This window comes from Photobacterium galatheae (genome assembly GCF_000695255.1).
Lineage (GTDB): Bacteria > Pseudomonadota > Gammaproteobacteria > Enterobacterales > Vibrionaceae > Photobacterium > Photobacterium galatheae.
In genome coordinates this window covers 69,092-81,941 of the sequence record NZ_JMIB01000010.1, presented here as the reverse complement: position 1 = coordinate 81,941, position 12,850 = coordinate 69,092, and the positions used below count along the sequence as shown (strand labels likewise).

Genomic DNA, 12,850 nt, shown 5'->3' with positions numbered 1-12,850 from the left:
GTTTCAGCCAGGTCCGGGGTTGATGAAATTAGGATGTTTACGCTCTGTTCAGGATTGTTTTGCGGTTTCTATGGCTTGCTTCTTTTCTGCGGACTCTGCGTGTTGAACGGGTACGTCTGTAGGGCTTGTTTCCTCTGCCACGTCCTCTTCGATTTTGTCACTCAGCGCAGATTCTGGCAGGATTTGGTTCAGGAGTACGGTAATGATGGTGCCTGTGGTGATGCCAGAGTGGAACAGGCTTTGCAGATCATGGGGAAGATGCTGGATCAGGCGCGGCTCGATGGTGACAGCGAGACCCGATGCCAGACCAACGCAGATCACCAGCGCATTGCGTTTGGTATCTGCGGCTTTGATCAGCATGCGAATTCCAGCGTAGGCAATCATGCCGAACATGATGAAACCGACGCCGCCCAGCACCGGTTTTGGAATGGTCACTGCGATAGCCGCCAGTTTCGGAAACAGGCCGCCCAGAATCAGCAGGCCACCCGTGGTTGCGACCACATAACGGCTGGCAACGCCGGTGATCCCGACAATGCCCACATTCTGGCTGAACGAGGCCAGCGGCATGGCGGTCAGGAATGACGCCAGAGTACTGCCCAGACCATCGCCGAGCAGACCGCGTTTCAGGTCGTCACCCGACAGTTTCACTTTACAGTTATTCGCCAGTGCCATGAAATCACCGGTTGCTTCTGCAATGACCACGATATAAACCAGACTCATACTGACAATGGCCGACAGGCTGAAGCTCATGCCGTATTCCATGATGGCCGGACGGCCCACCCATGCGGCGCGCCCAATTTGTTCCAGATCGACCATTCCCATCGACAAGGCCACCAGATAACCGCCTGCCAGACCAATGACAATGGCAGAAGCGGCGACGGCACCACGGCAATAAATGGAGACGATAATGACGATGGCTAATGAAATAAAGGCCAGAAAAAGTTTTGGCATGGTGGCGAACTGTTCGCTGGCGGTTGGGGCATCACCAACCCAGTTCATGGCAACCGGCAGAATGGTCAGGCCAATCAGGGTCACGACCACACCGCTGACCACATTCGGGAACAGCTTGCGAATTTTATCCATGAAGAAGCTGGCGGCGATGACAACAAATGAACCAACCAGCGCAGCACCCATGATGGCACCGACACCGCCCGTGTTTCCGATATTGATGGCTACACCCAGGAAACCAAAGCTGGAACCCATGACAACGGGCAGACGGATCCCGACCGGGCCGATGCCGAGACACTGTGCGATGGTGACCACACCCGAAGCAAGCAGGGCAGCATTAATCAGGGTGACAATTTCATCTGTGGGCAGCCCGATGGAGCTGCCGACAATTAAAGGGACGGCAACAATGCCACCAATAGAGGCAAGCATGTGCTGAATCGCGAGGAGCAGGGTAATGCTGTGTGGGGGTCTCTGGTTGAGCGTATAGAGAAGTTTCATGGTGTTGTTTCTCCACAATTCATCCGATGAATTGGCTGCGTAGGGTGAATGTCGTGTTTACGTTTTTTGGTTTTTAAAGGGTGCAGTGACCCGCTTCTGACGTTCACGGCAGAAGGAAGTGTGCACCGAATCATTATTTTTATGGTGGTGTGAATGGCGGTTGTGTTGCCTCAGCCATTCATCAGAGATACACCAGCTTGGCCACAAAGATCGCGGTCAGGATGTACATACTGATGGAGACATCTTTGGTTCTGCCCGTAGCGACTTTGAGTATGGTAAAGGTGATAAAACCCAGCGCGATACCATTGGCGATCGAGAATGTCAGTGGCATCATCAGCGCGGTGATTGCTGCGGGTGCGGCGTCGGTGAAGTCGTTCCACTTCACATGCTGCATACTGCTCATCATGACAAAGGCGACGTAAATCAGCGCCCCGGCCGTGGCATAGGCCGGGATCATTCCAGCCAGAGGCGAGAAGAAAATCGCAGCAATGAACAGCAGCCCGATCACGATGGCAGACAGGCCCGTGCGGCCGCCAGCAGCAACACCGGCTGCACTCTCGACGTAACTGGTGACTGGCGGGCAGCCGACACAGGCACCGGCGACACTGGCGATACTGTCAGCTTTCAGCGCTTTGCTCAGACCTTCGATGCGGCCGGTTTCCTTGTTGCGCAGATGGGCACGTTCAGCCACACCCATCAGAGTCCCTGCGGTATCAAACATGTTGACGAACAGGAAAGCCAGAATCACGCTGATCATTGAAACATTCAGAGCGCCGGTGATGTCCATGGCAAACAGGGTCGGCGCAAGGCTTGGCGGCATGGCGATGACACCGTTGTACTGAACCAGCCCCAGCATGAAGCCTATCAGGGTGACACTGAACATCCCGATCAGCACGGCACCAAAGATATTGCGTTCACTCAGCACTGCGATGATCAGAAAGCAGATGGCAGCCAGCAGTGCCTGTGGCTGAGTAAAATCACCCAGACTCACCAGCGTGGCGGGATTATCGACAACGATGCCAGCGGTTTTCAGACCAATGAGTCCCAGAAACAGGCCAACCCCCGCAGTCATCGAATACCGCAGGCTTTCGGGAATACTTTCGATAATCCATTCGCGGACTTTATAAAAACTCATCGCGACAAACAGAATACCTGAGATAAACACGGCCCCCAGGGCAACCTGCCAGCTATAGCCCATTTCACCGACAACGGTGAAGGCGAAGAAGGCATTCAGGCCCATGCCCGGCGCCAGACCGACCGGCCAGTTTGCAAACAGGCCCATCAGCAATGTACCAATCGCAGCACCAATACAGGTAGCGACAAAGATCGCTTCAGCATCCATGCCTGAGGCCGACATGATTTGTGGGTTGACGAAAATGATGTAAGCCATGGTGGCAAAGGTTGTGATCCCACCGACGATCTCATTTCTCACGCTGGAACCGTGAGCGCTGAGTTTAAACAGGCGCTCTAACAATGAAGCTGAACTGGCTTCAGAACGGCTGAGCGTTTCTGTTTTCGAATTGTTCATGACGACGCTTCCTTTTTGTGCCTGATCATCAGTGTGCTGGCTATTATTGGAGTATCCAACTTCGCAGACGAATCAGGGCTTTCCCTCTATCTCCAGGCCGTCACTTGCTGAAATCCTTCCGGCTTGCTCGCTGCCGAAAACTGCATGGTTTCTGAAGTGATTACTACTCAGCCTGCACTTTTGTATACAATCTTCAAAATCTCTTGCGCCACTCCCGAACCTGTATCTGACCACAGGCCCGAGAGAAAAGGGTTGCTACTTTGCTGTGTTTTGGATCAACTGCCCCGATAGGTGGAGAAGCTGTAAGGGGAGACCAGTAACGGGACGTGATAGTGGCTGCTGGCATCGGCAATCCCAAAACGAATCACGACATCATCCAGGAAAGGCACTGAAGCCAGTTCAACCCCTTGCTGTCTGAAGTAGTGCGCCGTCTCAAAGACCAGTTGATATTTACCGGCAGTGAGGTCATCACCTTCCAGTAAGGGCTGATCAGTCCGGCCGTCTGAGTTGGTGTGCGTGGTTTTTACCAGCACAAAATCGGTGCCTTCCTGACGGAACAGCGACACTTTGATTTCTGAACCGGGTAAGCCTGAGGCTGTATCAAGCACGTGAGTTGTCAGTTTTCCCATGGATAATCTCGCGCATTGCGCTCCTTTCGTTGTATGAATCGGAATGCCTTGTTGCATGGCACATTCTATACCTTCTGTGTGATCCGATATCAGTTCGACACATTGTATTTAACTATGTACACAACTTTGTCGATTAGTAAAGTGCTGTGTAACTGAAATGTTAACCTGATAGTTAAGGGTGCTAAGCCCTTGTCGGCTATGGAAACTCGATAAGATATTGATATTTAAGAAAGCAAGGTTGTGGTCACAATGGGTTAACATTTTTTGATTGTTCACAAAAAATGTTAGGTACAATTTATTTACAAAAAATCTGGATATTGTATACAATCACTGTTATAAATTGATTATCAGATGGTCATCAGGTTGACCAATTCGGATCAAAAGGAGTCATGTGTGAGTAATGAGTATCCACGCAATCTGATCGGCTATGGTGCTGTCCCACCGCACCCTCGTTGGCCAAATGACGCTCGCGTCGCTGTCTCTTTTGTTCTCAACTACGAAGAAGGTGGAGAACGTTGCATTCTTCATGGCGATAGTGAGTCGGAAGCATTCTTATCGGAAATTCCTGCTGCACAGCCATTTCCGGGCCAGCGTCATATCAGTATGGAATCGATTTATGAATACGGCAGCCGCGCGGGTGTCTGGCGTATCCTGCGTCTGTTCAAGCAGTACGATATTCCGTTGACCATCTTTGGGGTGGCGATGGCGCTGGAACGTCATCCGGATGTGGCGAAAGCCTTTGTTGAAGCGGGCCACGAAATCTGCAGCCACGGTTATCGCTGGATTGATTATCAGAATATGGATGAGTCTGAAGAACGTGATCATATGATGAAAGCCATCGAGATCATCCGGGATCTGACGGGCGAGCGTCCTTATGGCTGGTATACCGGCCGTACCGGCCCGAACACGCGCCGTCTGGTCGCGGAAGAAGGCGGCTTTCTGTATGACTCAGACGCCTACGATGATGATCTGCCTTACTGGCATGAAGACGGCCCGAAACCTCAGCTGGTCATTCCTTATACCCTGGATGTCAATGACATGCGCTTTGCGACCGTTCAGGGCTTTAACGCCGGGGATCAGTTCTTCAACTATTTAAAAGATACCTTTGACACCCTGTATGAAGAAGGTGAAACCGCACCCAAGATGATGTCCGTGGGTTTGCATTGCCGTTTGATTGGCCGTCCGGGACGGATTGCCGCATTGCGCCGCTTTCTGGAATACGTCAGACAGCACGATAAAGTCTGGCTGTGTCGCCGAGTAGATATTGCCAAGCACTGGCACGAGCATCACCCGCACCCAAAGATGAAGGAGTTTTAATGATGGCACGTTTTACGTCCTGCCAACCGAGCCAGATGACCCGGGATGAGTTTGTCGCTCACTTTGCCGATGTGTATGAGCACAGCCCTTGGGTGGCGGAAAAAGTGTATGACAGCGGTATCAGTGAGGCAGATGATGAGATTGCCACATTACACGCGCGGATGGCCGATACTTTGTTATCAGCCAGTCATGAAGCACAACTGGCACTGATCAATGCGCACCCGGATTTGGCCGGACGCGCTGCGGTAAATGGTGAACTGACCGCAGCATCAACTGCGGAACAGGCGGGCGCAGGCATCGATCAGTGTTCCCCGGAAGAATTCGAAAAATTCAATCGTTACAACGACAGCTACAAAGCACGATTTCAGTTTCCCTTCATCATGGCAGTGAAAGGGGCCAATCGTTACCAAATCCTTGAATCGTTCGAGGCGCGATTAGGCAATGAGATTGACGTTGAGTTTCATCAGGCGCTCAAAGAGATCAATAAGATCGCTTTGTTCCGTTTGCAGACTATGTAACCCGAACAGGAATGGAAAGGATGAGTACAGCAGTAAGACAACTGACGATTGAGCCGCTCACGCGTGAAGCATTTGCCCCTTTCGGTGATGTTATTGATAAAGAAGTCAGCGAATACTTTATGATCAACAATGGCTCGACCCGACGGTACCATGCCATGGCGAATGTGGATGTCGCGGATGAAGGTGGCGCAGCAATCATCAGTATCTTTGAAGCCCAGCCCCTGAATTATCCGCTGCGGATAACCATGATGGAGCGGCATCCGCTGGGTTCTCAGGCTTTCATTCCTTTACTGGGTCATCCGTACCTGATCCTGGTGGCCCCGAAAGGGGATACACCCGACCCCGCTCAGCTTAAGGCGTTTTACAGTCATGGACGTCAGGGCGTGAATTATGGAAAAGGGGTCTGGCACCACCCGGTGCTGGCGCTGCACGAAAACGACCAGTTTCTGGTGGTTGACCGTGCCGGTCCCGGCAATAACTGCGATGAAGTGCACTTCTCTGACGATGTCCGTATCGAATTATCACTGAGCAGTTTGGAGCAGGAAGCATCAACCGTCGTACTTTGATAAGCCAGAGGCAATCAAAGAACGCATAACATAACAGGAGTTCGTTATGGATCCACATATGACGGAATGGCTGAATCTGGTAATTCGCTGGATTCACATGATTGTAGGTATCGCATGGATTGGTGCCTCTTTCTACTTTATCTGGCTGGAAAACAACCTGAACCGAGTGAACCCGAAAACCGGCCTGTCCGGTGATCTCTGGGCCATTCACGGCGGCGGGATTTACCATCTGGAAAAATACAAGCTGGCGCCACCCAGCATGCCGGATAATCTGCACTGGTTTAAGTGGGAAGCTTATTTCACTTGGATCACCGGCGTTCTGTTACTGGCTGTGGTGTATTACCTCAATGCTGATATTTATCTGGTTGCACCGGGTTCTGGTCTAAGCTCAACGGCTTCCGTTGCGCTGGGCGTGGGGGCACTGGCTGCAGGCTGGATCATCTATCACCTGCTGTGTGATTCACCGCTGGGTAAAACACCGGTCTTGTTGTCTATTATTTTGTTCTTTGGTCTGGTCGGTGCAGCGTATGGTCTGAGCCAGGTCTTCAGTGGCCGGGGTGCTTATATTCACGTCGGTGCCATCATCGGGACCATCATGGTCGGGAACGTGTTCTTCGTCATCATGCCGGCGCAGCGTGGTCTGGTGAAAGCCATCGAAGAAAACCGAGAACCGGATCCGGTGTTGCCGGCAAAAGGTTTGCTGCGCTCGCGTCACAATAACTACCTGACGCTGCCCGTCCTCTTCATCATGATCAGTAACCACTTCCCGAGTACCTATGGTTCGGAATACAACTGGCTGATTTTGGCAGGTCTGGCGGTATTCAGTATTCTGGTTCGCCATTACTTCAACACCCGTCATGGGGGGCAGAAGTTTGCGTGGACATTGCCGCTGGCAGCATTGGGCATGGTGGCGCTGGCATTTGTGACCTCGCCTTACGCCAGCAGAATGGGTGAGACATCTGCGCCTGCTGCGCACGTTGAGTCGCCGACTGATCAGGGTGAAGCGGGTCAGACCACAGCAGCAAAACCAAATCGCAATGGAGTGACTTTCGCTCAGGTCAATGATGTCATTCAGGAGCGTTGTTCGGTGTGTCATTCTGCACACCCGACTCATGCAGCGTTTAAAACCGCGCCTGCCGGGGTGATTCTGGATACACCGGAAGAAATTAAAGTCAATGCACCACGTATTGTTGCTCAGGCGGTTCAGACGAAAGTCATGCCGCTGGGTAACCTGACTCAGATGACTGATGACGAGCGTAAACTCATCGGCGCCTGGGTAAAACAGGGCGCGCAACTCTAGCGCCCTGTGGGGTGAAAATCCCTGCGTTATCGTCCGTTAGTCCTGAAATATCCGGTGCTGCAGTCGACTAATCTGCAGTGCCGGATAGGCAAGGTAATAATCTCCTTTACATATCAATCCATAATATGTGACCAGCCCCATACGTCTTGTATCGGGGCTTTTTTTGTTTATGAAAAACGCCCATGAAAAATGCACTTCGGTCTAATTGAAAGATGGACAATCAATAGGCATTGATTTCAGGGAATATTTTGATAGCAGGATCACTTTTCGAACCTCTTTTCTATGTGCTCTTGTGCAAAGGCACTATGTTTCGAACGAAGCATTAAAAAAGGAGTTGAGCATGGATTTCATCGAAAGATTGCAAACGTTAGCGAAAAAGGTTGAGCAGTTTGCTGGGACGCTTGCAACAGAAGAGGCGACAAAAACGGCACTTGTGATGCCTTTTTTACATTCAGTCTTGGGCTACGATGTTTTTAACCCGCAAGAAGTGATTCCAGAATTTACTGCAGATACGGCAACGAAAAAAGGCGAGAAAGTTGATTATGCACTGATGAAAGATGGTGAGGTGCAGATTCTGATTGAATGTAAAAAGTTTGGTGACGAATTATCGACGAAACATGCAGGTCAGCTTTTTCGTTATTTCTCAGTGACAAATGCCAGAATTGCCATTTTAACCAATGGTGTGAAATATCAGTTCTTTACTGATTTGGATGCACCCAACAAGATGGATGAAAAGCCTTTCCTGACCTTAGATCTTGAAAATCTGGATGAGCATTTAGTGCCTGAGGTTAAGAAACTCACAAAAACTTCTTTTGACGTTGATTCTGTGGTGGATGCCGCAGGGGAGTTGAAATACACCAGCCAGATTAAGAAAGTTTTAGGTGATCAGTTTAACCATCCAGAAGAAGACTTTGTGAAATTCTTCACTTCTAAAGTTTATGAAGGGGTTCAGACGCCGAAAGTAAAAGCCCAGTTTATGGATTTAACGCAAAAAGCGTTGAAGCAGTTTTTAAATGACAGCATTAATGCGCGTTTACAATCTGCGATGGGTTCTGAGTCAAAAGTGTCTCAGGTTGAATCAGTTTCTTTATTGAATGATGAAGAAGTCGAAAAAGAAGGTGATTCTAAAATTGTCACGACAGAAGAGGAAATTGAAGGATTTAATGTTGTGAAAGCCATTCTTCGCCAAAAGCTGGATGTTTCCCGAATTCATTCACGCGATACACAGAGTTATTTTGGCGTGCTTCTGGATGACAATAATCGTAAACCACTCTGTCGGTTACACTTTAATGCAAAACAGAAGTATCTGGGTGTCATCGGCGAAGATAAAAAAGAAACGCGCTATCCGATTGATTGTGTGGATGATCTTTTCAATCATACAGATCTATTGCTTTCAGTTGCAGAGCGATATATGCAGCCTGAACCATCTGTTTCCTAGTCAGATAACCGCTTTTGTGCCCCATTGGATTTGAATCATGGGGCTGTTTCATCCAGCGGCCGCGTCAGCAAAATCAGCAACGCATCGTTGTCTGCCAGCATATCCGCAATGGTGCATTCATCGAGCTGGGCCAGAAACGCTTCTTTGGCTTTGGCGAGATGGTTTTTCAGACGGCAGGCTGGGGTGATGTGACAGAACTCCGGTGCGCAGTTCACCACTTGCAGTGGCTCTAAATCACGAACAACCTGACCGATGACGATCGTTCCGGCAGGTTTTGCCAGACGGATCCCCCCGTTTTTCCCGCGAACTGTTTTCACATAACCCAACTGCCCCAGTTTATTGATGATTTTCACCATATGATTTTTTGACACGCCGAAGGTGTCACTCACATGGGTGATACTGGTCAGTTCCCCGTCTGGCAAGGCGCCAAGCAGGATCAAGGCACGAAGGGCATAGTCGGTAAAGTTGGTCAGTTGCACGGATTATCCTCTTGTGGAGAAGTGCTTAGTGTAATTCCTTCATTGACTAAAAGATATATTTCAGATACAACTTTAAAACATGCATTATAGATACATGTTTTAAAGGAAGCCGTTATGCTCAGTCAGAACACCATTGATATCGTGAAATCTACCGCACCACTGCTGGCCGAAACCGGCCCGAAACTCACGGTTCATTTTTATGAGCGGATGTTTCGTCATCACCCTCAGTTGAAGGATATTTTTAACCTGACGCATCAGGACAGCGGCCGCCAGCGCGAAGCACTGTTCAATGCGGTTTATGGCTATGCTGCGAATATCGACAACCTGGAAGTGCTGCTGCCTGTGGTTGAAAAAATTGCGCAGAAACATGCCAGTTTCAACATTACAGCTGAACAATACGCGATTGTTGGTGAGCATTTGCTGGGCACAATTGACGAAATGTTCTCTCCGGGTCAGGCCGTACTGGATGCCTGGGCGGAGGCTTACGGTGTGCTGGCGAACGTCTTTATTGACCGTGAAGAAGCGATTTATCAGGAAAGTGAATCTAAAACCGGCGGCTGGCGGGGGACCCGGGAGTTCGAGCTGGTGGCCAAAAGTCGCGAGAGCGACGTGATCACCAGCTTCGTCTTCATGCCGACCGACGACCAGCCGGTCGCGGCATATCAACCCGGCCAGTACGTTGGGATCTACTTAAAGCCTGACTGTTTTGAAAATCAGGAGATCCGTCAGTACAGCCTGTCGGCAACGCCCAATGCGCAGACCTATCGCATTTCTGTGAAGCGGGAAGAGCAAGGAACTGTTTCTAATTATTTACACCAGCACTTACAAGTGGGCGATAAAGTGCGGCTTGCAGCACCATCGGGTGATTTTTATTTCCGTTCTGAAGCTTTTCAGCCGGTCGCACTGATCTCGGCGGGTGTGGGCCTGACGCCCATGCTGGCGATGCTGGAGAGTATTCAGGAGAGCCATCAGGCCCCTGTGCACTGGTTACATGCGGCAGAAAATCATCTTCAGCATGCGCTGGGTGCGCATGTTCAGCACATTGCGGAGACATCTGAGCAAGTCACCAGTCATGTGTGGTACCGCGAACCACAAGGGAAATCTGCTGATTTTGAAGGATTGATGGATCTCAGTCAGTTAGCTGATCAAATCGACTGGCAGAACACCATGTTCTATTTCTGCGGGCCGGTGCCATTCATGCAGCACATTGCCAAACAGTTGCAGGAGAAAGGCGTACCTGAGTCTCAGATGCACTATGAATGTTTCGGGCCGCATAAAGTGCTGTAACAGTTAAAAACGTAATAAAAAAACGCCCGTCCTCGGCGGTATAACAAACGTGAATACCGAGGGCGGGCAAGGATAGACGCATATTGTGGAGACGCGAGTTTTAGCTCGCTTTTTTCTTGGTTACCATTGCTGGTTCGGTTGTCTCTTCGGCATCATAGGCTTTTTCGCCGTAGATGAAGGTTTTGCTGACTGTCCGGTCATCGCCCAGGCTCATCAGCACAAAGAGTTGTTCTTCCAAAGTTTTCGCCTGTTGCATCCGGAAGGACATGAGCGGGGTCGCATGCAGATCCAACACCACAAAATCCGCTTCTTTGCCTGGCTCAAGGTTGCCGATCTTATCGTCCAGATACAGGGCTCTCGCACCGCCCAGCGTCGCCAGATACAGCGACTTGAACGGGTGTAGTTTCTGCTGCTGTAATTGCAGTACTTTGTAGCCTTCGCTCATGGTTTGCAGCAGCGAGAAGCTGGTGCCGGCACCGACATCCGTTCCCATCCCAACCCGAACACCGTGGTGTTCCATTTTTGGCAGGTTAAATAAACCCGAGCCAAGGAACAGATTTGATGTCGGGCAGAACGAAATCGCTGAGCCGGATTCCGCAAGACGCTGACATTCACAGTCGGTCAGGTGGACGCCGTGCGCGAAGACTGCGCGTTCTTTCAGCAGCTTGTAATGGTCGTAAACATCCAGATAGGTCTCACGATCCGGGAACAGCGCCAGAACCCACTCAATTTCTTTCTTGTTCTCAGACAGATGTGTATGCATGTACACATCCGGGTATTCTTCCAGCAGTTTGCCGACCGTTGCCAGCTGTTCATCTGTGCAGGTTGGCGCAAAACGGGGGGTGACTGCGTAAAGCAGACGGTCTTTCTTGTGCCATTTTTCGATCAGGGCTTTGGAGTCCTGATAGCCCGACTCAGGGGTATCGGTCAGGTAATCTGGTGCGTTGCGGTCCATCAGCACTTTCCCGGCGATCATCCGCAGGTTTCGTTTCTGGGCTTCTTCAAAGAAAACGTCGACAGATTCTCGATGAACGGTGCCGAAAACCAGTGCCGTTGTGGTCCCGTTGCTGGCCAGTTCATTCAGGAAAATGTTGGCGACCTGACGGGCATAAACCGGGTTCTTGAACTTGAGTTCTTCCGGAAACGTGTAGTTTTCCAGCCAGTCGAGTAACTGTTCACCATAAGACGCAATCATCCCGGTTTGCGGGTAGTGGATATGGGTATCAATAAATCCGGCCGTGATCAGTTTGTGCTGATACTCAGTCACATGAAGCGAATCAGGTTGTCGGGCCAGAACTGCTTCAGCAGGACCCAGATCGATGATGTGGCCGTTTTCGACAACCAGAATGCCGTCTTCAAAAAATTCAAAGCTGTTTTCGAGGCCCACTTCATACGGGTCGTCAATGCTGTGTAAAATCGCTGAGCGATAAGCTGTGCGTTGTGTTGTCATTTATATTTCCTTCATGTACCGCTGTCAGGCGACTTGAGGATCGACACTGTCATCAGACGCTGTAGCTGTAGCTGCAGCGTCGTGTTCACCGGCACCGCGCTTGTCGGCAACCGGCACGCCCTGATAGTGGGCGATCAGCTCTCCGGCAACCGACACGGCAATTTCCGCCGGGTGTTTGCCTTGAACGGCATCAATGCCGATCGGGCAAACCATACGATGAATGGTTTCATCGTCGTAACCGCGCTGAGACAGTCGATAATCAAACTTCTTCCTTTTGGTCAGCGACCCAATCATGCCAAAGTATGCGATGTCATTTCTGTTGAGGATTTCCCTTGCCAGCTCAAAATCAAGCTGATGGTTATGGGTCATCACCAGGTAATAACTGTGGTTTGGCATATCACGGATTTCACCGACCGGATCATCCGAGACCAGTTTGGTCACGCCAAGGGGCAGTTCGGCAGGGAACTCACTGTCTCGCTGATCAATCCAGGTCACGCGGAAAGGCAATGTACTGACAATATGGATTAAGGCTTTGGCAACGTGGCCCGCCCCCAAAAGCACCAGATGATGCTGTTGCTGACCAATGGGTTCTAAGCTGAGTGTCGCCATGCCGCCGCAACACTGGCCCAGTCGGGCACCCAGATTGAAATGCTCGACGCGGGGATGTCTGTCTCCGGTGAGCAGCATTCCCCGAGCCAGCTTGATGGCTTTGTGCTCCAGATGACCCCCACCAATGGTGGCAATAATTTCATTCCGGGTGACCAGCATTTTTGTGCCGGCATCACGGGGAACAGAACCACGGTCGGCCAGCACCGTGACCATCACACAAGGCTCACCACGCTGATCCAGTTCAGCCAGGGCATGAATCCAGTTGTCTTTAAACATTGCGCTT

General features: G+C 50.6%; 12 protein-coding genes. 6 read left to right on the top strand and 6 right to left on the bottom strand.

What is annotated here, in order from left to right; translation table 11 throughout:
* Positions 1–48: 48 nt before the first annotated feature.
* The 3 genes from EA58_RS06910 to uraH all read right to left on the bottom strand — a co-directional run bounded on the left by EA58_RS06910 (position 49) and on the right by uraH (position 3,603).
* The gene (locus EA58_RS06910; protein ID WP_036750708.1) at positions 49–1,446 is read right to left on the bottom strand and encodes a nucleobase:cation symporter-2 family protein; all 1,398 of its coding nucleotides are present in this window, start codon (positions 1,444–1,446) and stop codon (positions 49–51) included.
* Between the two features lie 181 nt (positions 1,447–1,627).
* A complete protein-coding gene (locus EA58_RS06905) occupies positions 1,628–2,974 on the bottom strand; it encodes an NCS2 family permease (RefSeq protein ID WP_036750707.1) in 1,347 nt (448 codons plus the stop codon).
* 275 nt (positions 2,975–3,249) lie between these two features.
* Positions 3,250–3,603 (bottom strand): hydroxyisourate hydrolase, encoded by a 354-nt coding sequence (gene uraH / locus EA58_RS06900; protein ID WP_036750706.1) that lies wholly within the window; start codon positions 3,601–3,603, stop codon positions 3,250–3,252.
* Positions 3,604–3,996: 393 nt separating this feature from the next.
* Here uraH and puuE point away from each other — a divergent pair, with 393 nt between their 5' ends.
* From puuE to EA58_RS06875, 5 genes are all read left to right on the top strand, one after another.
* A complete protein-coding gene (gene puuE, locus EA58_RS06895) occupies positions 3,997–4,920 on the top strand; it encodes an allantoinase PuuE (RefSeq protein WP_036750705.1) in 924 nt (307 codons plus the stop codon).
* Between the two features lie 2 nt (positions 4,921–4,922).
* Positions 4,923–5,438, top strand: a complete 516-nt coding sequence (gene uraD / locus EA58_RS06890; protein WP_036750809.1) for a 2-oxo-4-hydroxy-4-carboxy-5-ureidoimidazoline decarboxylase — start codon at positions 4,923–4,925, stop codon at positions 5,436–5,438.
* 20 nt (positions 5,439–5,458) lie between these two features.
* The gene (locus EA58_RS06885; RefSeq protein WP_036750704.1) at positions 5,459–6,004 is read left to right on the top strand and encodes an ureidoglycolate lyase; all 546 of its coding nucleotides are present in this window, start codon (positions 5,459–5,461) and stop codon (positions 6,002–6,004) included.
* A 46-nt stretch (positions 6,005–6,050) separates the two neighbouring features.
* The gene (locus EA58_RS06880) at positions 6,051–7,304 is read left to right on the top strand and encodes a urate hydroxylase PuuD (RefSeq protein ID WP_036750702.1); all 1,254 of its coding nucleotides are present in this window, start codon (positions 6,051–6,053) and stop codon (positions 7,302–7,304) included.
* A 340-nt stretch (positions 7,305–7,644) separates the two neighbouring features.
* Entirely contained in the window at positions 7,645–8,742 is a 1,098-nt protein-coding gene (locus tag EA58_RS06875; RefSeq protein ID WP_036750700.1) for a type I restriction endonuclease, read from the top strand.
* Between the two features lie 35 nt (positions 8,743–8,777).
* Here the strand turns inward: EA58_RS06875 and nsrR are convergent, their stop codons facing one another.
* The gene (gene nsrR, locus EA58_RS06870) at positions 8,778–9,221 is read right to left on the bottom strand and encodes a nitric oxide-sensing transcriptional repressor NsrR (RefSeq protein ID WP_036750699.1); all 444 of its coding nucleotides are present in this window, start codon (positions 9,219–9,221) and stop codon (positions 8,778–8,780) included.
* A gap of 114 nt (positions 9,222–9,335) precedes the next feature.
* Between nsrR and hmpA the strand changes: the two genes are divergently transcribed.
* Complete coding sequence (hmpA, locus tag EA58_RS06865) at positions 9,336–10,508, top strand: NO-inducible flavohemoprotein (RefSeq protein ID WP_036750698.1); 1,173 nt, start codon at positions 9,336–9,338, stop codon at positions 10,506–10,508.
* Between the two features lie 100 nt (positions 10,509–10,608).
* Here hmpA and guaD read toward each other — a convergent pair whose 3' ends face one another.
* Both guaD and xdhC read right to left on the bottom strand, forming a co-directional pair.
* Complete coding sequence (gene guaD / locus EA58_RS06860; RefSeq protein ID WP_036750697.1) at positions 10,609–11,958, bottom strand: guanine deaminase; 1,350 nt, start codon at positions 11,956–11,958, stop codon at positions 10,609–10,611.
* A gap of 24 nt (positions 11,959–11,982) precedes the next feature.
* Positions 11,983–12,843 (bottom strand): xanthine dehydrogenase accessory protein XdhC, encoded by an 861-nt coding sequence (gene xdhC / locus EA58_RS06855; protein ID WP_036750806.1) that lies wholly within the window; start codon positions 12,841–12,843, stop codon positions 11,983–11,985.
* Positions 12,844–12,850: the final 7 nt, after the last annotated feature.